This window comes from Kitasatospora sp. NPDC048540 (genome assembly GCF_040651175.1).
Lineage (GTDB): Bacteria > Actinomycetota > Actinomycetes > Streptomycetales > Streptomycetaceae > Kitasatospora.
The window spans coordinates 1-23,886 of sequence record NZ_JBEZIR010000132.1; the positions used below are offsets into that span (position 1 = coordinate 1).

General features: G+C 72.9%; 23 protein-coding genes and 1 pseudogene. 12 read left to right on the plus strand and 12 right to left on the minus strand.

Annotation, left to right across the window (positions count from 1 at the left end):
* Positions 1–745 (plus strand): DUF6445 family protein (locus AB0D08_RS33995; protein ID WP_359894094.1); only part of this gene is annotated, 745 nt, incomplete at its 5' end.
* Positions 746–813: 68 nt separating this feature from the next.
* Here AB0D08_RS33995 and AB0D08_RS34000 read toward each other — a convergent pair.
* Both AB0D08_RS34000 and AB0D08_RS34005 read right to left on the minus strand, forming a co-directional pair.
* Complete coding sequence (locus AB0D08_RS34000; protein WP_033823987.1) at positions 814–1,488, minus strand: SDR family oxidoreductase; 675 nt, start codon at positions 1,486–1,488, stop codon at positions 814–816.
* Between the two features lie 33 nt (positions 1,489–1,521).
* On the minus strand, positions 1,522–2,559 hold the full coding sequence (locus tag AB0D08_RS34005; RefSeq protein WP_359894095.1) for a zinc-dependent alcohol dehydrogenase family protein: 1,038 nt from the start codon (positions 2,557–2,559) through the stop codon (positions 1,522–1,524).
* A 99-nt stretch (positions 2,560–2,658) separates the two neighbouring features.
* On the opposite strand from AB0D08_RS34005, the gene AB0D08_RS34010 reads away from it, so the two are divergent.
* Entirely contained in the window at positions 2,659–3,612 is a 954-nt protein-coding gene (locus tag AB0D08_RS34010) for a LysR family transcriptional regulator (RefSeq protein ID WP_359894096.1), read from the plus strand.
* Positions 3,613–3,616: 4 nt separating this feature from the next.
* Here the strand turns inward: AB0D08_RS34010 and AB0D08_RS34015 are convergent, their stop codons facing one another.
* Positions 3,617–3,982, minus strand: a complete 366-nt coding sequence (locus AB0D08_RS34015; RefSeq protein ID WP_033823989.1) for a hypothetical protein — start codon at positions 3,980–3,982, stop codon at positions 3,617–3,619.
* 113 nt (positions 3,983–4,095) lie between these two features.
* On the minus strand, positions 4,096–4,761 hold the full coding sequence (locus AB0D08_RS34020; RefSeq protein WP_359894098.1) for a transcriptional regulator: 666 nt from the start codon (positions 4,759–4,761) through the stop codon (positions 4,096–4,098).
* 127 nt (positions 4,762–4,888) lie between these two features.
* Here AB0D08_RS34020 and AB0D08_RS34025 point away from each other — a divergent pair, with 127 nt between their 5' ends.
* The 4 genes from AB0D08_RS34025 to AB0D08_RS34040 all read left to right on the plus strand — a co-directional run bounded on the left by AB0D08_RS34025 (position 4,889) and on the right by AB0D08_RS34040 (position 8,443).
* Complete coding sequence (locus AB0D08_RS34025) at positions 4,889–5,164, plus strand: SIP domain-containing protein (RefSeq protein ID WP_359894100.1); 276 nt, start codon at positions 4,889–4,891, stop codon at positions 5,162–5,164.
* Positions 5,165–5,223: 59 nt separating this feature from the next.
* Positions 5,224–6,534 (plus strand): cytochrome P450, encoded by a 1,311-nt coding sequence (locus AB0D08_RS34030; protein ID WP_051813911.1) that lies wholly within the window; start codon positions 5,224–5,226, stop codon positions 6,532–6,534.
* 233 nt (positions 6,535–6,767) lie between these two features.
* Positions 6,768–7,331 (plus strand): hypothetical protein, encoded by a 564-nt coding sequence (locus tag AB0D08_RS34035; RefSeq protein ID WP_033824025.1) that lies wholly within the window; start codon positions 6,768–6,770, stop codon positions 7,329–7,331.
* Between the two features lie 14 nt (positions 7,332–7,345).
* Positions 7,346–8,443 carry a hypothetical protein gene (locus AB0D08_RS34040; protein ID WP_051813912.1) on the plus strand — a complete coding sequence of 366 codons (1,098 nt, stop codon included), beginning with the start codon at positions 7,346–7,348 and terminating at the stop codon, positions 8,441–8,443.
* Between the two features lie 65 nt (positions 8,444–8,508).
* Here the strand turns inward: AB0D08_RS34040 and AB0D08_RS34045 are convergent, their stop codons facing one another.
* Positions 8,509–9,015, minus strand: a complete 507-nt coding sequence (locus AB0D08_RS34045; protein WP_033823991.1) for a hypothetical protein — start codon at positions 9,013–9,015, stop codon at positions 8,509–8,511.
* A 527-nt stretch (positions 9,016–9,542) separates the two neighbouring features.
* Here AB0D08_RS34045 and AB0D08_RS34050 point away from each other — a divergent pair.
* A complete protein-coding gene (locus tag AB0D08_RS34050; protein ID WP_359894101.1) occupies positions 9,543–10,280 on the plus strand; it encodes an alpha/beta hydrolase in 738 nt (245 codons plus the stop codon).
* Positions 10,281–10,410: 130 nt separating this feature from the next.
* Here the strand turns inward: AB0D08_RS34050 and AB0D08_RS34055 are convergent, their stop codons facing one another.
* From AB0D08_RS34055 to AB0D08_RS34075, 5 genes are all read right to left on the minus strand, one after another.
* Entirely contained in the window at positions 10,411–11,085 is a 675-nt protein-coding gene (locus tag AB0D08_RS34055; protein WP_359894103.1) for an SDR family oxidoreductase, read from the minus strand.
* 616 nt (positions 11,086–11,701) lie between these two features.
* Positions 11,702–12,001 (minus strand): DUF4193 family protein, encoded by a 300-nt coding sequence (locus AB0D08_RS34060; RefSeq protein WP_033823993.1) that lies wholly within the window; start codon positions 11,999–12,001, stop codon positions 11,702–11,704.
* 231 nt (positions 12,002–12,232) lie between these two features.
* On the minus strand, positions 12,233–12,511 hold the full coding sequence (locus AB0D08_RS34065; protein WP_033823994.1) for a hypothetical protein: 279 nt from the start codon (positions 12,509–12,511) through the stop codon (positions 12,233–12,235).
* Between the two features lie 114 nt (positions 12,512–12,625).
* Complete coding sequence (locus tag AB0D08_RS34070; RefSeq protein ID WP_359894105.1) at positions 12,626–13,366, minus strand: hypothetical protein; 741 nt, start codon at positions 13,364–13,366, stop codon at positions 12,626–12,628.
* A gap of 632 nt (positions 13,367–13,998) precedes the next feature.
* On the minus strand, positions 13,999–14,361 hold the full coding sequence (locus AB0D08_RS34075) for a hypothetical protein (RefSeq protein ID WP_359894107.1): 363 nt from the start codon (positions 14,359–14,361) through the stop codon (positions 13,999–14,001).
* 517 nt (positions 14,362–14,878) lie between these two features.
* Here AB0D08_RS34075 and AB0D08_RS34080 point away from each other — a divergent pair.
* Positions 14,879–16,066, plus strand: coding sequence for a low temperature requirement protein A (locus AB0D08_RS34080; protein ID WP_359894108.1), 1,188 nt, complete (start codon positions 14,879–14,881; stop codon positions 16,064–16,066).
* 1,061 nt (positions 16,067–17,127) lie between these two features.
* Here the strand turns inward: AB0D08_RS34080 and AB0D08_RS34085 are convergent.
* Together AB0D08_RS34085 and AB0D08_RS34090 are read right to left on the minus strand one after the other, a co-directional pair.
* Positions 17,128–18,213 carry a hypothetical protein gene (locus AB0D08_RS34085; RefSeq protein WP_359894110.1) on the minus strand — a complete coding sequence of 362 codons (1,086 nt, stop codon included), beginning with the start codon at positions 18,211–18,213 and terminating at the stop codon, positions 17,128–17,130.
* Positions 18,214–19,016: 803 nt separating this feature from the next.
* The gene (locus AB0D08_RS34090) at positions 19,017–19,382 is read right to left on the minus strand and encodes an STAS domain-containing protein (protein ID WP_359894112.1); all 366 of its coding nucleotides are present in this window, start codon (positions 19,380–19,382) and stop codon (positions 19,017–19,019) included.
* A gap of 1,112 nt (positions 19,383–20,494) precedes the next feature.
* On the opposite strand from AB0D08_RS34090, the gene AB0D08_RS34095 reads away from it, so the two are divergent.
* The 4 genes and pseudogenes from AB0D08_RS34095 to AB0D08_RS34110 all read left to right on the plus strand — a co-directional run.
* On the plus strand, positions 20,495–21,517 hold the full coding sequence (locus AB0D08_RS34095) for a YihY/virulence factor BrkB family protein (RefSeq protein WP_359894114.1): 1,023 nt from the start codon (positions 20,495–20,497) through the stop codon (positions 21,515–21,517).
* A 214-nt stretch (positions 21,518–21,731) separates the two neighbouring features.
* Positions 21,732–22,475: an MEDS domain-containing protein gene (locus AB0D08_RS34100; RefSeq protein WP_359894116.1), complete on the plus strand. Its 744-nt coding sequence runs from the start codon at positions 21,732–21,734 to the stop codon at positions 22,473–22,475.
* On the plus strand, positions 22,472–23,440 hold the full coding sequence (locus tag AB0D08_RS34105) for a sensor histidine kinase (RefSeq protein ID WP_033822662.1): 969 nt from the start codon (positions 22,472–22,474) through the stop codon (positions 23,438–23,440). The genes AB0D08_RS34100 and AB0D08_RS34105 overlap by 4 nt, the downstream gene beginning before the upstream one ends.
* A gap of 253 nt (positions 23,441–23,693) precedes the next feature.
* A pseudogene (locus AB0D08_RS34110) lies at positions 23,694–23,886 on the plus strand (hypothetical protein); the annotation flags it as partial.

The following is a 23,886-nucleotide window of genomic DNA, read 5'->3' on the forward strand; positions in this document are numbered from 1 at the left end:
GGGCGGCTACCGGGCGACCGAGTACCGGGTCGAACCGGACGCGTCCACGGCGAGCTACTTCTTCGCCGCCGCCGCGCTGACCGGCCGTGAGGTGATCCCCGTGCTGCCCTACCGCAAGCCGACCCCGGGCCGGGACTACTGGGTGTTCGACGACGTCCTGCCCGAGGTGGACGCCGTGCGCACCCGCTGCCTGGCGAAGGACGACTGGGTCGAAGGCTACCCGTACAAGAAGGAGAGCTGGCCCGGACTGCGCACCATGCCGGGCCTGGAGCCCGAGGAGCTGGCCCGGGTGGAGCGGCTGGTGCGCAAGGCCACCGGGGCGCGCAAGATCTGGCCGGAAACCGCCCCCGGTGGCGCGACCCTGAACCACAACTGCATCCAGGTCGTCGGCGAGGGCGAGTCCGAGGTCCGGCCGCACGCCGACTCCCGGACCCTGTGCCGCTACGCCGCCGTGCTGTACCTCAACCCGGACGTGCCGGACGAGTTCGGCACCAGCTTCTTCCGGCAGAGCCTGCCCGGCGGCCTGCTCGGCGGCAACCTGGTCGCCGCGCCGCACAACAACCTGGTCGACGCGCTCGGCACCCGCTACGTACCGCCGGACTCCTTCACCGAGGACATCCGGGTGCCCCACCGCTACAACCGGCTGCTGCTCTACAAGGCCAACCTGATCCACAGCGCCACCGGCTACCACGGCCGCACCCTGGCCGAGAAGCGGATGACCGCGGTCTTCTTCTGGATGGCCTGACGCCTGACGCCTGACGCCTGACGCCCGGCACCCCGCCCCACCGCGGGCGGGAACGGGGTGCCGCGCCGTCAGACCGCGCCGGTCCGCTCGTGCGCCGCCCGGGCCACCGCCGCGGCCACCGGGTCCTGGCCCTGCGCCAGCTCCAGTACCAGCCCCGCGCTGTGCGGGGTGTCGAGCAGCGCCGCCAGCACCGCCGCCACGTCGTCGCGGGTGACGTCGCCGACGCTGCGCCCGGCGGTCAGCCGGACCAGTCCGGTCCCCGGGTCGTCGGTCAGCGCGGCCGGGCGCAGTACCGTCCAGTCCAGGTCCCGGCCCATCACGTACTCGTCCGCGGCGGTCTTCGCCCGGACGTACGCCGCCCACACCTCGTCGGCCTCCGGCGGCGGCGGGCTGCCGGCGCCCCGGGTGGAGACCATCAGGTAGCGACGCACCCCGGCCTGCCCGGCGGCGTCCGCGAGCAGTACCGAGGCCGCCCGGTCGACGGTGTCCTTGCGGGCCGCCCCGCTGCCCGGGCCCGCGCCCGCGGCGAAGACCACCGCGTCCGCGCCGGACAGGTGCGGTGCCAGCTCCTCGGGGGCGGCCGTCTCCAGGTCGATGACCAGCGGGCTGACGCCGTCGGCCAGCAGGTCCTCGCGGTGCGCCGGGTTGCGCACCAGGCCGGTGACGGTGTCCCCGCGGGCGGTGAGCAGCCGGCCCAGGCGGCGGGCGATCTGCCCGTGCCCGCCGGCGATCACGACGTACATGGTGGTGTCCTCCATCGGTCGGTACGCGGCAGGTCAGAAGGCGATGAGGGCCTTCAGGGCGCGCCGCTCGTCCATCGCAGCGTAGGCCGCCGGGACCTCGTCCAGGCGGACCGTCAGGTCGAACACGGGCGACGGGTCGAGCCGCCCGGCCAGCACGTCGGCGAGCAGCTCCGGGATGTACGCCCGGGCGGGGGCCACTCCGCCGCGCAGCGCGACGTTGCGGTTGAACATCTGGCCGAGGTCCACACCGGCGCTGCCGCCGTGCGGGACGCCCACGAACCCGACCGCACCGCCGTCCCGGGCCACCGAGATCGCGGTGCGCATCGACTCCTCGGTGCCGACCGCCTCGAGCACCGCGTGCGCGCCCTGGCCGCCGGTCAGCTCCCGGACCGCCCCGACCGCCGCCTCGCCGCGCTCCGCCACCACGTCCACAGCGCCGAAGGTCCGGGCCACCGCGGTGCGGTCGGCGTGCCGGCCGAGCACGATGATCCGCTCGGCGCCCAGCCGGTGCGCGGCCAGCACCCCGCACAGGCCCACCGCGCCGTCGCCGACCACGGCGACGGTGGCGCCCGGCCGGGCCCCGGCGGCGAGTGCGGCGTGGTGCCCGGTCGACATCACGTCGCTCAGCGCCAGGACGGCGGGCATCAGCGCGTCGTCGACGTCGTCCGGCAGGCGCACCAGCGTGCCGTCCGCGAACGGCACCCGGACCGCCTCGCCCTGTCCGCCGTCCGAGCCGACCTCGCCCCAGAACCCGCCCTGCGGGCAGGAGGTGTGCAGCCCGTCCGCGCAGTACGCGCAGGTGCCGTCCGACCAGACGAACGGCGCCAGCACCCGGTCGCCGGGCCGCAGCCCGCCCACCCCGGCGCCGACCTGCTCGACCACGCCGACGAACTCGTGCCCGATCCGCTGCCCCGGCTGCCGGGCGGCCACCCCGCGGTACGCCCACAGGTCGCTCCCGCACACGCAGGCGTGGGTGACCCGGACGACGGCGTCGCCGGGCAGCTCGATCCGGGGGTCGGCGACCTCCTCGACGCGGATGTCCTTCGGGCCGTGGATGACGGTGGCGCGCACGGGTGCTCCTAGCTCGGGAAAGCCTGACCGCCGTACACTCTCCCGACCGCCACCCCCGCGTCCAGCTACATCCTCTACAGAAGTGGTTAAGCTGTCCTTATGCTCGATCTCCGGCGCCTGATCCTGCTGCGCGACCTCGCCGAGCACGGCACCGTCACCGCCGTCGCCGAACTGCACCGCGTCACCGCCTCGGCCGTCTCCCAGCAGCTCAAGCAGCTGGAGTCCGAGACCGGAGTGCGCCTGCTCGACCGCGACGGCCGCAGCGTCCGGCTCACCGCCGCCGGCCACGCCCTCGCCGCCGACACCGAACCCGTCCTGGCCGCCCTCGAACGGGCCAGGGCCCGGCTCGGCGCCCTGGCCGGCCACGCCGCGGGCCCGTTCCACCTGGCCTGCTTCACCAGCGCCCTCGCGCCGCTGGCCGCCCCCCTGTGCCAGGCCCTGGAACGCGACCACCCCGGACTGCGGGTGCACATCACCGAGGCCGAACCGGAGACCAGCCTCCCGCTGCTGCGCCACCGCCGCGCCGACCTCGCCCTGGTCTACCGGTACGGCAACCTCGCCACCCCCGACCCCGCGGGCGTCGACACCCGGGTGCTGCTCCACGACCCGCTGTACGCCGTCCTCCCGGCCGGCCACCCGGCCGCCGACGGCCCGGCCGCCACCCCGGTGCCGCTCACCGCGCTCGCCGGCACCCCGTGGGTCACCGCGGCCGAGGGCACCGCCTGTCGGGAGGCCGTGCTGCAGGCCTGCCGCGCGGCCGGGTTCAGCCCGCAGGTACGGCACACCTGCACCGACTTCGCCGCGATGCTGGCGCTGGCCGCGGCCGGCGGCCAGGTGGCGCTGGTCCCGCGCCTCGCGCTGACCGGACTCCCGCCCGCCCTGCGGGCCCGTCCGCTCGCCGACCCGGCCCCGGCCCGCGCCATCGAGGTGGCCGTCCGTCAGGGCGGCGCCGACGAACCCGCGGTCGCCGCCTGCCTCGCCGCCCTCGACGGCCTCGCCCGGACGGAGTCCGCCCGTCCGGAGCCGTGCCGCACGGACTCCCGCACGGTGTGAGCCGTCAGGGCGTACGCCACTCGGCCCGGCTGGCCTCGGACAGCTCGACCCCGAGGCGCTGCAGCAGCCCCGCCAGGTCCCCGGTGTACTCCACCCGGCCGTGGCCGCCCTGGTTCGGCCCCGGCTTCGGCGGCAGCCGGACCAGCTCCACCCCCAGCATCGTCTGCACCGCCTCGACCACCTTCGCCGGACTGCCCTTCACGGCCAGTCGCAGCGGATCCCCGCTGCGGCACGCGTCGGCCAGCGCGTCGCTGCGGACCTTGATGCCGTCGCAGCCCGAGACGCAGATCTTGCAGTCGGACGTACAGCTGACGACGCACACGTCGCCGTCGCAGTCGATCGTCTGGTCGCAGGCCGTGCAGCTCACCATCGCGGGTCCTCCTCGCCGGGCGCGGCCGGCCCAGCGCCGGCCGCCTTCCCCAGCCTGCGGGCGCCGCGGGCGGACCGCACCCGGGTGGAGCCCGGCGGGTCCGGCCCTGGGGATCAGGCGACCGCCGCCCAGAACGCCGACTCGTACGCCTGCATCAGCACGGCCGCCCGCCGCGCCTCGACCGGATCCTCACCCGCGTCGAGGCCCTCCCGCAGCACGGAGAGCGCGGCCCGCTCGAAGCCGGGCGGCAGCTCGGCGAAGAAGGCGAAGAACGCCGCCTCGGCCTCGGTCAGCCCGTAGTGCCGGGGCAGCGCCGCGGCGACCCGGGCACAGTAGCCGCCCCAGAAACCGAAGTTGGCCAGCAGCGCCAGCGCCACCGCACTGCGCGTGCCGAACTGCGCCAGCCAGGCCAGGTGATGCGGGTACGACTGCGCCGCCGGCCGGGGCTCGTACGCCCGCAGCGCCGCCCCGTCCATCCCGACCGCCCCGGCGAAGCCCTCCAGCAGGCCGAGCGCCTGCCCCTCACCGGCCGCCAGGCCGAGGAACAGCCCCGCCGCCGGCTCCCGCCCGCCGAACCGGGCGGCCAGCGCGGCGAAGGCGCGCCGGTCGCTGCGCACGATCCGGTACTCCTCACCGGCGATCCGGCGCAGCACGTCGATCGGGGCGGCCCCGGATCCGATCAGCTCGACCACCGGGTTCCGGGCCGCGGCGGGGGTCAGTTCGGCGACGGTTCGCCGGTACAGCTCGACGGCGGGATCCGTTGCGGTGATGGGGTCCACGGTGTACGAATCTAGCGCCCGCGGCGGGCTCCGGGGGTGAGGCCGCAGGCGCGTCGCCCTTGCCCGCCGACCGCACATCAGATCAGGTTAGGCTAACCTAAGGTGCTCTGGATGGTGGGAGGGCCCGATGGGGTACGGCTGGGAGGGCGTCGTCCTCGGACTGCTGCGCGGCAAGGACTTCACCTTCACCGTGACCGGCGCCGCGCGGCTCACCGAGCACGTCCGCCGGATCGACTTCACCGACGGCGGCATGCTCGCCGCCACCAGCCTGCACCCCACCATGTGGACCTTCGCCTGGATCGCCTGCGACACCGCGACCACCCGCGCCCTGGCCCAACTGTTCTGCAAGCAGGCCGGGTTGCCCAAGGACCGGGTGCACGTCCTCGGCTACTGGCGCCCCTGACGGATCCGACCGGACCGGATGCTGGCGGCCCACCGGACGGTGGCGTACCGTCGGTCGCCATGGGCATCGACCAGGCGCGGGTCAACCGGATCTTCCAGCCCGCCACCTACGCCGACGGCCCGCCGTACGAGCTCTTCGCGGAACTCCGCGCCGCCGCCCCGGTCTGCTGGGTGCAGGAGCCGGCGGTGGGCGACTGGCCCGCCGGGCCCGGCTACTGGGCGGTGCTGCGGCACGCCGACGTCAAGTACGTGCTGCGCACACCGGACCTGTTCTCCTCGCACCTCGGCGCGACCCAGATCCGCGACCCCGACTCGGTGGCCGACCTGGAGTTCGCGCGCACGATGATGCTCAACCAGGACCCGCCCGACCACTCCCGGCTGCGCCGGATCGTCGCCGGGGCCTTCACCCCGCGCGCGCTCGCCGAGCTGACGGAGGCGATCGAGCGCCACGCGGCGGAGCTGGTCGACTCCGTCCGCGCGGCGGGCGAGGCGGACTTCGTCCGGCTGGCGGCCGACCTGCCGGTGCGGACGCTGGCCTGGATCATGGGCGTCCCCGACCAGGACCGGTACCTGCTGGCCGACTGGGCCGACCGCGTGATCGGCTACCAGGACGCCGATGTCGCCGCCTCCGGCACCGCGGACCCGGCCGCGCTGACCGACCTCGGCCGGGCGGCCGTCGCCCACCGCCCCGCGGCCATGACCACCGAGGACGGCCGCCCGGTCAACCCGCGCTCGCGCGCCGCCCTCGCCGACATGTTCGCGTACGCGCACGGGCTCGCCGAACAGCCGCGCCCCGGCAGCGTGCTGGCCCGGATGCGGGAGGGCGGGCTGAGTGCCGAGGAGTTCGAGACCTCGTTCTTCCTGTTCGCGGTCGCCGGGAACGAGACGGTACGCAACGCCCTGCCCGGGGGCCTGCACACCCTGCTCTCCCACCCCGACCAGTACCGGCTGCTGCGGCAGCGGGGGTCCGCGGTGATCGGACCGGCGGTGGAGGAGATCCTGCGCTTCTGGCCGCCGGTCGTGGAGTTCCGCCGAACCGCCACCCGCGACACCGAGCTGGGAGGCCGACGGATCCGGCGCGGCGAGAAGGTCGTCGTCTACCACGCCTCGGCCAACCGCGACGAGAACGTGTTCCCCGACCCGGACCGCTTCGACATCACCCGCACGCCCAACGACCACGTCAGCTTCGGCCACGGTCCGCACTTCTGCCTCGGGGCGCAGCTGGCCCGGATCCAGCTGCGGGCGATGCTCGGACGGACCGTCACCGACCTGCCCGGCCTGGAGCCGACCCCCGGCGCCCCACCCGCCCGACTGGTGTCCAACTTCCAGAACGGGCTCAAGCACCTGCCGATCCGCTGGCGGCAGGACTGACCCCGGTACGAACAGGCCGCTCTGCTTTGTCCGGCATTTCCGCCCTCTGGTGGCTTTTGGGGCCAGGGCGGCAATGTACAGAGCCTTGACTGGCCGAACCGCCCCCTGCATGATCGTCCCCGAGCGATCCGCCGGTGAGCGGATCCGCATCCATTCGTATTCATACATGGGGGAAAGTCGTGCCTCGTGCGCGCCGGACGGCAGCCGTTCTCGCTGCGGCTGCCGTGATATTCATGCCTGCCGTCACGGCCCAGGCCAGGACCATCGACAACATGTACCCGACGGGGAATTACGCCCCGGTCTGCCATGACGGCAGCCGGAGCCAGGGTCATTTCTGTCAGACCGACAACGCCACGCTGACGGTCTATCGGGAGGGTTCGCTGACGGCGGCTCAGAAAGCCACCATCAAGTCCGCTCTGAGCGAGTACTACAGCCCGACCGACCTCTCGGTGACGATCCAGTCCAGGGGCGTGTACACCGGTTCGTCGGAGACGGACATCATCTATCAGGCCGGTGATCTGCCGCAGAACGTCGTCGGAATGACCTGGTGCGACGACGCCGTGGATCCCTGGAAATGCGACCAGCATTACGTGCGGTTCAACAGCAGCGCCGCGGAGGTCGGTCCGATCAACAAGTCGGACGTCTGCCACGAGACCGGCCACGCCGTCGGGCTCACCCACGGAAACAACGCCTCGCCCGCCGTCGGCAAGAATGACAAGATAGTCGGCTGCATGACGGACGACGACAACTATTTCCTCGGCGCAAACAACCGCACCAACATCAACGCGACGTACTGATGGGGAATTCCGCCATGACCGCCCGCCGATTCGGCCTCCTCGCACTCGCCGCCGCGACGCTCACCACGGCCGCCGTCACCGCCGTCGCCGGCCCGGGCTCCGCGCCCGCCGACCAGCGCCCGCGCGTGATCCTCGCCCACGGCAAGGAACGCCTCCCCTCCACCACCGCCCAGGACTGGGTCTCCTACGGGGACCGCACCGTCATCGCCACCGTCACCTCCGAGACCCAGCTCGCCGCCTCGGACGAGGAGATCGAGGCGGGCGAGGGCTACCTGAGCCGCACGGTGACCCTGAACGTCCAGCAGCAGCTGTGGGCCCGCAGCGGCGCCCCCGCCCTGCCCGCCGGCCTCACCATCACCGCCGACGGCTGGGCCTTCAAGGGAACGCAGAAGACCCCGATCGCCGAGACCGAAGGCTCCCGGCTGGAGGTCGGCCACACCTACCTGCTGACCCTGGACCGGCTGGCCGGCGGGGCCTGGACCACCCTCGGCGGCGGCGCCCGGGTGCCCTACGACAACAACGTGGTGGGCAACGGCGAGTACGAGGGCAGCCTGGTCACCCCCAGCTCCTTCGCCCGCTCCACCCCGGCCTCCGGCCCCGACGCCGGCCCCGACAGCGACTCCACGGCCCCCGCCTCGGTCGTGGAGAACACGGCGGGACAGGCCGGCAGCTCGGTGGCCACGCTGCTGGCCCAGACCGCGCCCGACCCCGTCGCCCAGCAGAACTTCGCCCTGGACCCGATCGCCCGCCGCGCCGCCGTGGTCGGCGCGACCGTCCCCCAGGACACCTACTGCTCACTGGCGGCGCCGCTGGACCGCAGCGCCGGCAGCAACCTCACCGCGGCCGAACTCGGAAGCCTGCTGGAGGAGGTCGCGGGCAAGGCCACCGGATCCGCGGCCGGCTCCGCCGAGAAGCTGGCCGCCTACTACAACGGCGACACCACGGTCACCCTCTGGCAGGCCACCGCCGCCAAGGCCATGCTCAGCGCCGACCTCAACAACACCTGCCGACTCACGGTCTCCCTCGACCCGACCCCCACCACCCCGACCAGCCCGTCCCCGACCCCGAGCAGCTCCGCCTCGGGCAACACCGGGGACCACACCACCGGCTGACCCCGCCCTGACCACCGATCACCCCCGGCGTCCACCGCCGGGGGTGATCGGTCTGCCCGAGGGAGTCAGTCGCAGATCCCGAGATGCAGGACGGTGGCCCAGTCGCTGGTGACCAACAGCATGTTGCGCCACCAGATGTCGCCCGCGTGCGGGCCGCCGACGTCACCGGAGCACCGGACCGGCCCGAGATGATCCTCGAGCAGGTCGGCGACACCATCGGCGAGTTCGCCTGCCTGCCGGATCTCACCGGGCGTGCGCAGGTCGGGGTCCGCGTACCTGTGGACGGGCTGCATGACCCCTGCGGTCACCTCTCGGCGGAGAACGTCCCGCCAAGCCTGCGGTGACTCGAACGGGTCGACCGACGCTCCCAGCCGGTATCCGGTGGCTCCCGCGTCGTACACCGCTTGCGCGAGATCCTTCATCCAGTCATGACCGGGTGTCGTCCCGGCCACCGGGACCACGGGGAAAAGGTGGATGGACGACACGTGGTTGCAGTCGTCGAGCAGGCCCTCGAGCGGCTCGGCGGCGGCCGACACCGCGGCTGGAACGTCGAGCGGGTTCAGCCTGGGCATCCGGGTCCTCCGTGTGGGCGCGTTCCACCACCTGCGAACAGCCGACATCCGCCCGGTTCGGTACGCGAACACGCGGACGCCGCTCAAGGCGACAGCGGGGCTCACCATATTCGTGAAGCTTGGTTCGGGGCGACGCATCTCGTCGAGAAGCCCTGGCCGGGTTCACCACGTGCGGACAGGTAACCCCTGACAGGCGACCTTGGCCGGTGCCGGGGAGACCGGCGGAGGTTGCTCGCGCCATGGAACTGGACCAGGCACTCGAACCGCTGCGCCGGGTGTTGCAGGAGCGCCGCACCAGCGGCTGTCCGGCGGGGTCGAGGACGTGTCCAGGTCGCCGGCCGGCCTCCGGGGCAATCCGTTGGCGGAGCGGCTCGGCCCCTGCTAGCCTCCCGGTGGCCGTGTGAGAGAACGAGGAGGTGGTACCCGTGAACGCAGTATCGACATGGGTGCTCCCCTCCGGGGTCACGGTCGGGCGATAGGTCGTCGCCCGGGAGCGCCGTCCGTGAGCTCTCCCGAAAGGCACGACCGTGCACTTCACCTCCGAGCAGCGCCTCGACGAAGGCGTCCTCGAACGCGAATTCACCCTCGGCGAGATCCCCGGTGTCCTGTGGACGCCCGGATCCGCCTCCGCATCCGCCCCGGCGCCGCTGATCCTGCTCGGCCACCCCGGCGGACTGAACATGATGTACCCCCGGCTGCTGGGCCGGGCCCGGCAGTGCGCGGCGGACGGCTTCGCCGCGGCCACCATCGAACTCCCCGGCAGCGGTGACCGACCTCGTTCCGCCGCCACCGAGGAGGCCCGCGCCGACCTGCGCCGGGCGATGAAAGCCGGCGAACCGGTCGGCGCCGAGATCGTGGACCGGCTGGTCCTCCCGCTGGTCGAACGGTCGGTCCCGGAATGGCAGGCCGCCCTGGACGCCCTCCTCGGGCTGCCGGAGATCGGCGGCCCGGTCGGGTACTCGGGCGGAGTGATCGCCATCGGGACCCGGCTGGCGGTGGTCGAGCCGCGCATCGCGGCGGCCGTCCTGTTCGCCGGGAGCTTCGTGCCCGCCGCGTCGTACGAGGATGCCCGCAAGGTCACCATTCCGCTGCACGTCCTGCTGCAGTGGGACGACGAGGGGAACGACCGGCAGGCGTCCCTGGACCTGTTCGACGCCTTCGGCTCCGCGGAGAAGACACTGAACGCCAATCTCGGCGGGCACACCGGCGTCCCGCAGTTCGCCGGGGACGCCGCGGCCCAGTTCTTCGCCCGGCACCTGAAGTGACGTCAGGCCGCCGGGCCACCGGCGGCCGGTAGGCCGGGTCGGCCGGGATGCTGCCCGTCGAGGGCAGCTCCCGGCGCTCCTGCGCTGCGGTGGCCGTGGGGCGGCCATTCCACCCGGTGCGGGCAACACGTCACAACGTCTTGATCAGGCCGCCGTCGATGGTGAAGTCGGCTCCGGCGATGTTGCCCGCGCGTTCGCTCGCCAGGAACAGCACCAGGTCGGCGACCTCCTCGGGGAGGGTGAAGCGTCCGGTGGCGAACCCGCCGAGGGCGGCGACGGCCTGCGCCACCGCGGTCTCCCGGTCGACACCCATGGCCTGCGCGATGGTGTCGGCCATACCGCCGTCCCCGTACCAGAGGCCGGTGTCGACCGGGCCCGGGGCGACGGTGTTGACCCGGACGCCGAGCGGTGACACCTCCTTCGAGAGCGCCTTCGAGAAGTTGGTCAGTGCTGCCTTCGACGCGGTGTAGTCGATGACCCCCGGGTCGGGCAGGAAGGCGTTGACCGAGCTGATGGTGACGATCGAGCCGCGTGCGACGAGCAGCGAGGGCAGGGCCGCCCGTGAGGCCCGCACGGCGCTCAGCAGGTTGAGGGTCAGGGTGTCCAGCCACTGTTCGTCGGTGACGGAGGCGAAGCCGCCGGTCCGGGGCTCGGCCCGGCCGACGTTGTTGACGAGCACGTCGACGCCGCCGAATTCGGCGACGGCCGCGGCCACCAGGGAGTCGACTCCCTCGACGGTCGCCAGGTCGGCGGCGACGGGCAGCACGGTATGTGCGCCGGCGAGGTCCGCGAGGTCCGACCCCACACGTAGAGGTTGTACGGGTTGATCCAGATCTCCACGCGCTCCGGCGGTGTGCCCTCGCCCCGGTTCACCGGCGCCGTGAGCGAGGCCATGATCAGGCCGTGGTCCTCGAGCTGCGTACGGTATCCGCCGTTGTTCGTCGAACCCGCCGCCTCGCGCAGGCTGCTGAGGAAGTTGGAGTAGTTGATGCGCAGTCCCTCGCTCGGCCCCGCGTTCCCCAGGTCGATCCAGACGTGGGCCAACCCGCGATCCCCGACGGTTGCCTGGGCCTCGCCACTCGGTACGAGCACTCCCGCCAGGGTGGTCGTGAGGCCGACAGCGGTCATGAGCGTCGTACGGATCCTGCGCTTGAGGTTCCTCACCCGTGAGTCCCGCCCCTTCGTGTCCCGGACGGCGGCGGGTTCGCCGCCCGCCGTCCTCTTCACCGCCCACATCCGGGCGGCAGGACGATCTTCACGGGCGAGTGGGCGGCGGAGCTTGAGTCATCCGACTGGCGGCAGAAGACTCCTGTTGCCGACACCGACACCGACACCGACACCGACACCGACACCGACACCGACACCGACACCGACACCGACACCGACACCGACACCGGCGCCGGCGCCGGAGTGCAGGTGTGTCAGGCGCAGTCGCGGCAGATCTGCTGTTCGCTCTCGGTGCGGGCGAGCCGGCTGCGGTGGTGGACGAGGTGGCAGATGGTGCAGGCGAACTCGTCCTGCTGCTTGGGGAGAACGGGAACGCTGAGGTCCTCGTCGGGCAGCCCGGCGTAGTGCACCGGCAGCACGTCGTCGGCCTCGATGTGGTCGAGGGCGTCGATGCGGGAGGCTTTCGTGGTGGTGCGGGTGGCTTTCAGGGTGCGCAGATTGTCATCGAGATGGTCGTTCTCGTTCGTGCGGGGTGCGTCGAAGTCGGTGGCCACAGGGACTCCCTCGCTGGGGCAGGGCGGTGGGGCGGGTGCCTTCCGGCTGCCTGGCGGACGCCATCTGCCGATGAGAGCACAGGTGTGGGAGCGGGCCGCGAAGGCGCGGCGGAATGCACGCCGCCCCTTGCGGCTCCCGCCTACCCTTCACGCGTGAGGCCCGTTGTGCGGCGGTCCTGCGGGTCCGATCGCCCTCCGACCGCCGTGCAGGCGACCGGCGGTACCCGGCTGCTAGCGGATGTTCAGGTTGCCGGCCTCCAGGGTGCTTTTCAGCGCGAGGATAGCGGTGAGCGGTACGTTGAGCCGGATCCGGTCCGCCACGCTGCCGGCGGCGCGGCCGATCCGTTCGTCGGGGAATGCCGCAGAGAGCTGCTGGAGCATGGCTGCCGCGAGCTCCAGCAGGGCAGCGTCCACGCGGACGTTGCGGGAGTGGCTGCCAGGACGCTGGGGAAGCTCGTCGAGAAGCGAAGCGAGGTGGTCCCGCTCGGTGCGGCCGGTGATGGTTTCCATGCGAATGATCCTCTTTTTCCTTGCTGGGGCCTGCAAGCCGGGCGCGTCCGGCCGCGGCCGGAGTAGTGCCTCCGGGCACCGAAGGTGCGCTGCTCGGCTTCCTGGATCGCGGGGTCAGGGCACCGGACCGGGGCGGGCCACGTCATGGGTCGCGTCGCGCCGCGGCGCAAGATGTGCTGTCGGCTCCGGGGCGGGCGCCGGGGAGTGGTACAGCGCGGTGCCGGCCTGGATGAACGCGGCGTAGGCGTCGGGGTCGTCGGGGTCGGCGCTCCACCGGGCCTTCGCCCGCCGCCAGGCGATCCGCAGCTCCGCGATGGTGTCGGGCCGGTGCTCACTCGCGGCCGCCATCGTAGGGTGCGCCGCGGGGCGTGCTTCTCGACGCGCCCGACCGCAGATGGGCACAGGGCGCAGGTGCGGTCGTGTGTGAGCCGATCGGGTGAACGGGCAGGTCGTGACCGGTCCGCGGTCGTGCGGATGGCGAAGTAGGGGTGTGCGCGCCGCCGGCTTGTCGGGCGGTGCGGGTGCGCACAGGGCGGGGCTCCGGCTACTCAGGTGGGGCCCCGCCTCCTCCGGCGGTGAGCCGGGGAAGGTGCCGCGGTGTTTCAGGCCCAGCAGGCCCAGGATGCCACGGTCGTATCCGTACTCGTTGCCGTAGCAGTCGCTGCTGGCGTAGTACGTGGTGCTCGCGCTGTAGCTGACGTGGCTGGTGCTGGCCTGCACCTCGTGGTTGTAGAACTGCTCGGAGCCGCGGGTGCTGTGGGCGGAGCTCGCGACTGCGGAGCCGGCCGCGGGGACCGCGACGATTGCGGCGGCGAGAGCGGTGGTGGCCAGGGCACGGGCTATGCGTTTGTTCATGGGATGTCACTTCCGTTGAGGGAGCGGTGTGTTCCGCTCCACCCGGCTGACGCCAAGCCCCAATCGGTCTGCTTGCCTGATACCGGCCGGTCCGCTGGGCCAACCGGTCCTGACGGCAGTGTGGGGGCATTCTGGCTGCGGCCTCTTCGCTCTGTGGCCTGCGAACCACGGCGTCGAGGGAGTTCACCGGCGCAGCGGCCTCCGCTGCCGACACCTGCGTCGACCTGAATTCCGGTTGGTCGGCACGACAGCCTTCGTGGGCCCGTCGGTCGCGCCCCCGCCTCGATCCACGTATCCCCTCGACAGGGAGCGCATACGTCGGCAGGGAAGGGGTCGGCCCTCGTAGCCCCGGATGCCCGGCACGCACTGCAGCCGGTCGGTGAAGGACTCGTTGAACTCCCCGCCCGCAGGGGCGGCGGCCGGGGCCGGGTCCGCGGGTGCGGTGTGGGGGACCGGGACCCGGTGCGGCGGTCTGGATCGTACGACGGTGGTCATGGCCTGACGCTCTTTCCGGTCGGTGGTCGGTGGTCGGCCTGGGGGCCGGCCCGGCGGGCGGTGCGGCCCGCCGGGCCGGTGGCGCCCGGCGCCCGTGGACGCCGGGCCGTACGGTCGGGCCGGCTGGGCCGGCCCGGTCAGCGGCAGTACCCGCCCGCCGGCGCCCAGACCCGGTCCCGGTGGGACGGGATCCACTTGTTCTCCCAGCCGGCCTTGTGCCAGTAGCCGTGGTGCCAGTGGTGGTGGGTGTCCCACCAACCCGGGTGCCAGGTGTTGTGCCAGTAACCGGCCTGCCAGACCTTCTGCCAGTGGCCGCCGACCCACTTGTTCTCCCAGTGCGCCGGGTACCAGCGGCACTCCTTGTCGTGCGAGACCGAGGACACGCTCGCCGTGGTCGTCGCCGCCGCCGTGGTGGCCGACGTGGCCACTGCAGCGCCGCCCCCGAGCATCACGCATGTCCCGGCGATCGCCAGCGACCGCTTGGTTCGCGTCGTACGCATCTGCCGCACTCCCTTCCTTCCTGATGAACCGTCGGCCCGGACGGGTGTTGTGCGGAGGGGGTTTCCTTCGCCGCCCGCTCGGCCGGGGTGGTTCTCCATGACCTTGATTCGTTCACGCACACGCGCCGGACTGGCGGGAATTCCGGTCAAAAGTGCGACAATCGGACGGTCGGCTATTCGAGTCTGGCTGCGGCGTCCGACGCCGACCGGCGTTCACCATGACGTCGCGACCGTGACCACCAGCCCGGTACAACAAGGGCGCGCACCCATCCGAACCAGCCCGGGCTCCGCACACAGTGCAAGGACGCGCTTTGCGATGCCACAGCGCCTCGCAATCGCTCTGCAGCCTTTCCCGGACCACCGGAGACCCTGATGCCCGCCGCTTTGTCCCTCGTCCGCCCGGGCCCAGCCCCGCCCGCTGCCGCACGCGGGCGACTCGCCCTGGGGCGCGCCCCGGCTGGCCGGGCATCCTCCTGACACGTCTCGGAGCATGACCGATGATCACCTCATGACATTCATGAACACCGCTGAGTCGGCGGGTGGCGCCGAGCGGCATGCCTCCTGGACCGAGCTCTTCTTCGACCTCGTCGTCGTCGCGGGCGTGCTGCAGTTGTCACACCTCCTGCACGAGGGCCCGACGGCCGCCGATCTTGCCCTGTACGTCCTGCTGTACCTCGCCTTCTGGATCGCCTGGGTCTGCTTCACCGTCTACGGGAACGTCGAGGGGGACCGTGCCTGGACGCCCGGTCTCCTGCTGGCGATGCTCGGCCTCGCCGTCATGGTCGCGGCCGTCCCCGGGATCCGCGGTACGAGGCACCACCTCGCGTTCGTCGCCGCGTACGTCTTCCTGCGCTGGCTGTCCAGCCGGTTCTGGCGGCGCGGGCGGGTCGTGATGGACTGGCCGGTGGCCCAGATGGGCCTCGGTGTCCTGCCGTGGATCGTGTCGCTGTGGGTGGATGCTCCGGCGCGCTACTGGCTGTGGGCCCTGGGAATCGGGTTCGATCTGCTGGCCATACTCGCGGACGCCGGCGGCCGCATGCTGCGGGGCGCGCAGGAGTGGGCGGCGCGCCTCGTCAGGAAGAACGGCGACCGCGGGCGGCTGCCGGTGATCGAGGCGGCCTACGCCGATGTGCCGCACCTGATGGAGCGGCTGAGCCTCTACGTCATCATCGTGCTCGGCGAGGGGGTCATCCAGATCACCTCGGTCGCCGCCGACACCTCCTGGGATGTGCACCTGGCCGGCGCGGCGGTGGGTTCGTTCGCCCTGCTGTCAGGCCTGTGGAGCATGTCGCTGCTCTACGGCTTCGGTGGGATCCCGAAGACCGGCCGGCGCGATCTCCCGGTGCGGCTGGCCCTGTCCCTGCACTGCCTGACGACCTGCGCGCTCGCCTCCGTCGCCGCCGGCCTGGGCCTTGCCATCGCGCATCCGCACGACCCTGCGGCGAACGGCGTCCGGTGGTTGCTCTGCGCGGGTCTCATGGTGTATTTCGGCGTCAGCGTGCTGGCCGCCGTGGTCTCCGGTACACGGTGGCAGGACGTCCTCGGGTGGGCGCTGCCCTGCCTGCTCCTGCTGTTGGCGCTCGGCGTCTTCGCACAGCGTCTCGGCGTCGGATGGCTGATCTGGGCGCTGGCGACCACGGTCGGCTGGCAGCTCGTGTTCGCACCCGGGAAGCGCGGCGGCCTGCTGGAGCGCGCCGCTGTCTGACCGGCGCCTCCCGCGATGTCGGTGGTCCCACATCTCGGAAGGCGCATCGGCAAGGTGGAGCCCGGGAGCCCATAGGCGACGGTGATGAGGTCGGCGAAGGTGCGGGAGAGGTCGGCGCCGTACCGGGAGAACAGCGCTGCGTTTTCGACGACATGGCGCGTGATGGTCCACGGCAGGATCGGGGCCGCCCACCGGTGCCCCCGGAGCGGGCTGCGAGCGACCGTACGCCAGCGGCCACATGGGTCAGCAGGAACCCGCGCTGCTCAAGGTCCGTGCGCACCTCTCCGGCCAACTCGTCTTTCTGCTCGAAGAGTTCCACGCCGGCCGTCCCATGGCCAAGGGTCACTCCAAGATCTCTGCCGCACCTCTCCGTGGGACGCCATCCGCCCGCCGCGCGAAGCGCCGCACTCGACCGGACCGGGCCCGGCGGGCCAACCGTTCGCTGATTCATTCCAGCTGAAGTCGGATTGACTGAATGCTTCGACGAGCTGCTCGCCGGAGACCCCGCCAGCTTCCGGACAGCATCGCGAGGTTCGCAGCCGCCATCCCCGAGGACGTCGACCGACTCGAGGCACCGCCCTCCGCTTGAGCAGTCGACGTCTGCCGGTCCGCGGGTCGCTTCGGCACCGTGGGCCGGCCGGCAGCCAACGGACCTTTCGGTCGGCGAGGGTCCAGCGGCTGCGCCGGGTCTTGACGAGCCGGCCGTCCTGGAAGCGGTGGGCGAGTTCGAGGCCGCTGTTGAGCATGACGAGGACGTCGAGGCGGAGCGACGAGCAGGGCAGCGGCGGCCACCGGCCGCTCCCCGTCGTCCCTCTCCAGGTGCTCCATACACCCGGCGGCCCGCTCCACCTCCTCGCGGACGATGCTCTCCCGCTCGTGTGCGCCGGCCCGGTCACCCGCCCCGCGGCCACCCTGCGGCGGTGGCAGGCCGGGCCCGGCCCGCAGCCTGGCACGGGGCTACCCGGGCGCCGCGCTAACCTCTGCGTGGCGCCCGCCGGGACGAGACGCACACCTCACCCCGTCGGGCGCCCCCGCACACCCGCCCCGCCTCCCGTCAGAGGTCAGCCCGCGGCCTGGGCCGGGACCGCGGCGGCGGTGTACAGGCCGCGCCCGACCCGCTGCGCCTGCCCGGTCTTGGCGAGACGCTCAAGGCGGGTGCGGACGGCGTTGACGTTCGAGTCGAGGCCGTCGAGGCCGAGCAGGCCGGCGACCTCGCGGGCCCGAAGCGGGCCCGACGCGTCGGCCAGCACCGCGAGGACACCGGCGGAGTCGGTCAGCCCCGGCCGGCGGCCGCCGGCCGTGCGCCGCTTCTGTCCGTCGGCTGCCGGGGCCGGGCCGTCGGCCGGTCCGGCCTGCGCGGGCACCACGGTGCTCCTGGAACGGGCCGCCGGGGACTCACTGTTCTTCGGAGCCGCCTTCCCGGTGGTCTTCTTGGCGGTGGTCGCGGTGCGGGCCGGGGCGGACTTCTCGCGGGCCGTCTTCTTCGCGGGCTCCCGAGAGGTCTTCGCCCCGGCCGTCGTGACGGCCTTCGCCGCCTTCTTCGCCGTGCGCCCGGTAGCCCGGGCCGGGGCCTTTGACGCCGTGGCGGCCGGTGCCGGGTCCTGCTGCGGCGCGGGCGCGGTGGAGGCCTTGCCGGCCGTCTCCACGGGGGGTGCGGCGGCGGAGCTCTTCGCCCGCGTCCTGCGGGCGACGGCAGCCTCGGTGGGCGCCGCCGCGGCGGACGTCGCGGCCCGGGCGCGCTTGGCGGCGGCCGGGGCCTTGCGCGCGGTGCTGCGCCCCCGGGCTGGCTCGGACGCCCCGGTCCTGCGCGCGGGGGTTGTGTCCGTCGCGGCCGACTCGTCGTCGGCGGCATCCGGTGCGTTCACCGTGCCGAGATCGGCGATGCCGGAGTGAACTTCCGGCGGCACCGTCGCCACCGCGGCCTGGGGCGCGGCGGGGGTGGGTTCGCCGTCGTGGTCGACGGGCGTTCCGGCCAGTGCCGTGAGGCCTTCCAGCACGCCGGCCATGGCGCTCTCCTGCGCGATGACGGCCGCGAGCTGCTCCTCCAGCAGGCGGCGGCGCTCGCGCACAGCGGGCAGTTTCGCCTCCAGCAGTGCCACCGTCGATCCCACACCGCTGTCAGCGCCGAACGTGCTGGGGTTTGCCACAACCACTCCCACCGGATCGTCAGTTACCGCTCGTAGCAGCCGAATGTACGGCCCCCCACCGCAGATACCCGGTGCTTTGCCGGAAATTCCCACCCATCGGGCGGCCCGGACCACGGCCAAGGCGCGGCACCCGGCCGGTCCGCATCCCCGTGTTGCGGCCCGGGCGGTGATTGGCGGCGCGGCTGCGCGGCCACGGCGCCGTGGACGACGGAGTGCGCAGAGTTGCGGCCCGGGCGGTGATTGGCGGCGCGGCTGCGCGGCCACTGCGCCGGGGGCGAAGCGGGCCGGCCCGCGGCCACGGCGCCGCGCCGGCCTACCCTGAGGCGAGGATGGGCGGGCACCGGGCCGAGGTCAGCGGGCGTTCCGGACAGAGCAGTGCGAGGCGTGAACGCCGCGAAGGATGAAGCCGCCGCCTTCAAGGACCCGGCGAGTTCGGGCGACGGCGCGGCACCGCCACGCCGGCCCGGCGTCCGTGACGGGCCCACGAAGGCCTGACCGCCTTCGCCCAACTCGTGGAGCGGAAGCAGCACGTTCGGGTACCTGGCCCGCACGGCACCTGGCCGAGCATCCAGCAGGCCCTCGCGAAGGTCCCCCTACGTCGGCTCGTGCAGCCTTCCGAGCACTGCGCGGCGTGCCGCGCAGCCGGTCGTCGCGGTCGGGCCGTGTGGCTCGCCCGGCGGTAGGCTGGAATTTGAGTAGCGCCGGGGAGGCCGTCACCAAAGGGTGGCGGCCTCCCGCCTTGTGTTTCGTATCGTGCGGCGCGGCCGGCCGTCCTCCGGACCCGGAGCACGCCGACCGCTTGTTCAGCCCGCGCGGCTGTGCGGCACCGTGGGATCGTTCCTGACGGAGAACACCTTGTCGGCGCCGGTGATCTCCAGCACGCGGGCGACGGTGTGGGTCGGGCGGGCCAGGTGGAGTGCCACGCCGAGGCCTTGGCTCTCGATCCGAGCTTGCAGCAGGGCGTTGAGGCCGGAGGAGTCGCAGAAGGTGACGCCCGCGAGGTCGATGACCAGCATCGGGGGCGGCGGGCTCGCCCCGAGGGCGCGGTGCAGCGCGGAGTGCAGGATGGGTGCGCTGTCCAGGTCGAGTTCGCCGGTGGCCTCGATGACCGGGCCGCCGAGGGTGTCGCGGACGGATGCGGTGAAGTCCGGCCCGGTGGTGTCGCTCACACGTCCCCTTCTGATGCGGATCAAGTGGACAGGACCACCGTACGGCCCGGCCGGGCGGCTGCCCAGACGCCCGGGCCCGCCGGCCGTGATGCCAGGTGGGTGACCCGTGGTGGCGTGTCGCCGACCCGGCGGGCGGTGAGACGGCGGTGAGCGGGCAGGGTATCGGCATGTCCGAGCGTCGTAGTCGTCGTCGTAGCCGTGCGCGAGCCCTGGGCGTGCCCATCGGGATGGTGGGGCAGCGACCTGCGCCGGAGCAGGGAGACGTAGCGCCGAAGCCTCCGCAACTGCCGCGGCCGATCGGGCCCCAGCGGTCGGTGCCGAGGGCCGCCCGGTCCGGCGCCGCGCCGCCAGCGGTGGATGGCGTCGTCCGGGCTACGGATAGCCTGCCAGCCGTACCCGGTGGCTGCTGCGCGACCGTGCGCAGGCGGGAGGTGCGTGACGGCGGTGGTGTGGTCGTGTGGACCCGGCACACCCGGGAGTGCCCGGTCTGGTCCGCGCGCTGAACACCGGCACACGGATCACGTCGAAGTCTGTCCGCCGGTCCCGGTTCGGCCACCGGACCAGCGATCAGACGCCAGATGCGGTCCCGCCCGCAGCATTCCTGCAGCCGGGCTCCGGGCGCGACCGCCCGAGTCGCTGCGTTGCGGCAGAACAGGAGACCGCGCCATGGCCTTGATCCTCGTTCTGATTCTGGTCGCCATCGTCCTGGGGCTCGTCGGCGTCGCGGCGCACGGCCTGCTCTACCTGCTCTTCATCGGAATCGTCGTCCTGCTGATCGCCTTGGCCCTGGGCGGTACGCGCCTCCGCCGGGGGCAGCGGCCGGCGCACCCGCTGACGTGCCCGGACTCGGTGGCGCACGCGGCGTCCCGGGCATGGCCGCCAGGTGTCGTACGGGCACCGGGCCACGGCCCGCGATCTTGGGCCGGCGCCGGCAACCCCACCCGGCTCGGACCGGGCGAGCGTCCTCCCGGACACCCGGCAGCCCGGCGGCACCGGGGCGTGGACCTGCGCGACCGGAGACCGCCGCGCACAGGCTGCGCACAGGTTTCCGGGCCTACGGTCCGGGCAGACGTGGCGGCACGGAACACCGGTCGGGGGACGGGAGCGCCAGCATGAACCAGGTCGAACGGGCCCTTCGCGCCGTGGACCGCTTCCAGCAGCGCCACAGCCCGGCCGGTCTGCCCGTCGCAGTGGCCAAGAAGTACGGCGACGACCGCGGCGGCCTGCTCGCCGCCCTGATCACGTACTACGGCTTCGTCGCCCTGATACCGCTGCTGCTCCTGCTCAGTACCGCGCTGGGCTTCGTCCTGCACGGCCGGCCCCGGGCCCAGCGGGCGGTCCTGGATTCGGCGCTCGCCGACTTCCCGATCATCGGCGACCAGCTGCGGCAGAACGTCCACTCCCTCCAGGGCAGCGGGGTGGCGCTGGTGATCGGCGTACTCGGGCTGCTGTACGGTGCGCTCGGCATCGCGCAGGTACTCCAGCACGCCATGGCCGAGATCTGGAACATCCCCGGCGTCAAGCGGCCCGGATACTGGCCGCGGCTGGCCCGCAGCCTGCTCCTGTTCACCGTCCTCGCCGCCGGACTGCTCCTGGCCACCGCGGCCGCCGCACTGGTCGGCACCGCCCTGGCCGGACCGCCGGCCCGGATCGGGGCCCTGCTGGTGTCCGCGATCGTGAACGCCGCACTGTGCCTGGCCTGCTTCCGGGTCCTCACCCCGAAGGCGGTGCCCACCCGGGCCCTGTGGCCCGGCTGCGCCGTGGCAGGCCCGCTGTTCACGGTCCTGCAGGCGTTCGGCTCCATCCTGGTCACCCACGAACTGCGCCACGCCGGCCAGGTCTACGGGTTCTTCGCCACGGTGATCGGGCTGCTGGCCTGGCTGTACCTGGCGGCCCAGATCACCGTGTACGCGGCCGAGACGAATGTGGTGCTGGCCCGGCAGTTGTGGCCGCGCAGCATCCTCCAGCCGCCGCTCACCGGCGCCGACGAGGAGGTACTCGCGGCCATCGCCCGGCAGGAGGAACGCCGTCCTGAGCAACATGTCGACGTCGTATTCGGCGAGGAGGAGGCTCCGAGCAGATCCGGGGCCGCAGAGGAGGGAGAGGGGCCCCGGCCCGGCCGCGGGCCGGAATGACGTCGACCTGTGCGACCGATCCGACGAACACCGTTCAGCGATCTGACGGTTGCCTGGGTCCACACCGGGCGGAACACCGGCCGCGACACCGGCCGCCACACCGACCACCCACCGCCACCCGGCAGGGTGGCGCCGCCCCGCGCGGGACGATGGCACCGACTAGAGTTGTCGATCAGGGGCGGGCGAAGGGGTTGGAGTGAGGACAGCACGCCGTGTGACGACACTCGATCCGGTCGACGTCGGGGACCACGTCTGCTGGATGGTCGACCCGGGCGAGGACACGACCGGGCCGACGCGCGCCTTCGTGGCCGACGGCGAGCTGTTCGGCGACATGGTGCTGCTTCTCGGGGAGTCGGACGGAGAGCGTCGCGGCCCCGCATCCTGGGAACCGCTCTTCAACGAGGTCACCCGCGGTACCGAACGCGCCGACCGCGAGGGGTTCCGTACCCTGCGGGTGCTCGCGGACCTGAGCGGCCTGCCCGCCGACGACACCCGCCCCGAGATCGTGGCGCGGCACGAGCTCAGACTCGATGCCCTCGCCGCCGACCGGGGCACGATCCTGGTGTGCGTCTACGCCCGTGCGGCGCTGACGCCCGAGGCCATCGACCAGGCCGTCGGCGTGCACCCGCACCATCTGGGCGCGGGACCGGTCGCGCCGTCGTTCCGGCTGTTCAGTTCTGCCGGTGACCGGTGGAGCGTCAGCGGTGTCGTCGACACCGAGGGCGCGGCTTCGTTCCGCACCGCACTCGGCGAGCTGGTGGCGCGGGTGCCGGTGCTGCACCTGGACTGCGCGGGGCTGGAGTTCATGGACAGCACCGGGCTGACCGCCCTGGCACAGGTCGCCCGCGGCCGCCAGGACCGCCGGATCGAACTCCGGCACGCCAACGAGACCCTCCGCCGCAGCTGGTCGCTGCTCGGGTTCGAGCATCCCGAAATCCCCGTGGAGCTGATGCAGTGAACCACCTCGACTCCGCTCCCGGTCCGGCCCGCTCCCCGGAGACCGGCGTGCGCCACATCCTGTTCCCCTACGCCGACGAGCGCCGCTTCCTCTCCGGGACCCTCTCGTTCGTCGAGCACGCCCTGGAAGCAGGTGAGTCGGTCGTGGTCGCCGTCTCCGGCCCACGGGAACAGTCGCTGCGCGAAGCGCTGGTCGGTGCCGGCACCGCGGACCGGGTGTCCTTCCTGGACACCGGCGAGCTCGGCGGCAACCCGGGCCGGCTGATCCCCATGTGGCAGGCCTGGATCGGGAAGGTCGCCCAAGCAGGCCGACCGGTCCGCGCCATCAGCGAGAACCGGTGGCCCGGCCGCACCGAGGCCGAGACCGCCGAGCTGCGCTACCACGAGTGGCTGCTCAACCGGGCGTTCGCCGACTCACCGGTGTGGTGGCTGCTCTGCCCGTTCGACACCGCCGCGGTCGCCGAAGGCACCCTGGGCGCGCTGCAGCGCTGCCACCCGTTCGTACTCGGCCAGGACGGCCCGGAGCCTGCGACGGCCTTCATCGAGGGCCCGTACGCCTTCGAGCCGCTGACCGACCCCTGCGACCCGAACGAGGAGCTGACCTTCGTGGCAGGGGAGCTAGCATCGGTTCGTGAACGCATCACGGCCTGCGCGGGCCGGCACGGCCTGACCGGCGACCGGCTACGGGACCTGTTGCTCGCCGCCACCGAGATCGCCGCCAACAGCGTCAAGCACGCGGGCGGTGGGACGCTGCGCACCTGGGCGGCCGACGCGCGAGTGATCTGCGAGTTCCGTGACACCGGGTACATCGACGACCCGTTGGCCGGCCGGGTCCGCCCCACCATGGACCAGATCGGCGGCCGGGGCCTCTGGCTGGTCCAGCAGATGTGCGACCTCGTCCAGATCCGCAGCAGCCCGGACACCGGCACCGTCATCCGCCTCACCATGGCGGCCGACGGCGGCTGACGTCGTCCGGAAGGCCGCGGGCTTCCCCACGGGCCCCGGCCCGGGCGGCGTACCGCAGTGCGGGTGTGTTGCGCCGCGGGTTCGTGCTCCCAGTTCCGCTGCAGCGCATGACGTCTGACGAATGCCTGCGTCTGTCCGGCCTGTGGAGACATGGAGAAGATGGCGAGTTGTTGGTTCCCTCGAAAGGCGCGGGGTACACGGCCGGGGTCCCAGCGCGGGACGAACGACCCACAAGGCCGGAAGAGGGAGAGCCATGGCCGTCCTGAGCCCCATCACGCCGATCGCAGCCCCGATCGCAGCTCCGATCGCAGCTCCGACTCTTCCGAGCGGGACGACAGCAGGCCCGGCTCCGCTGCCGCGGATCGAGGATCCGTCGGCGGTGTCGCCCGCGGACGCCCGGGTGCTGTCCCGGACGCTGTTCCGGCGCCTCGGCGAGCTGGAGGAGG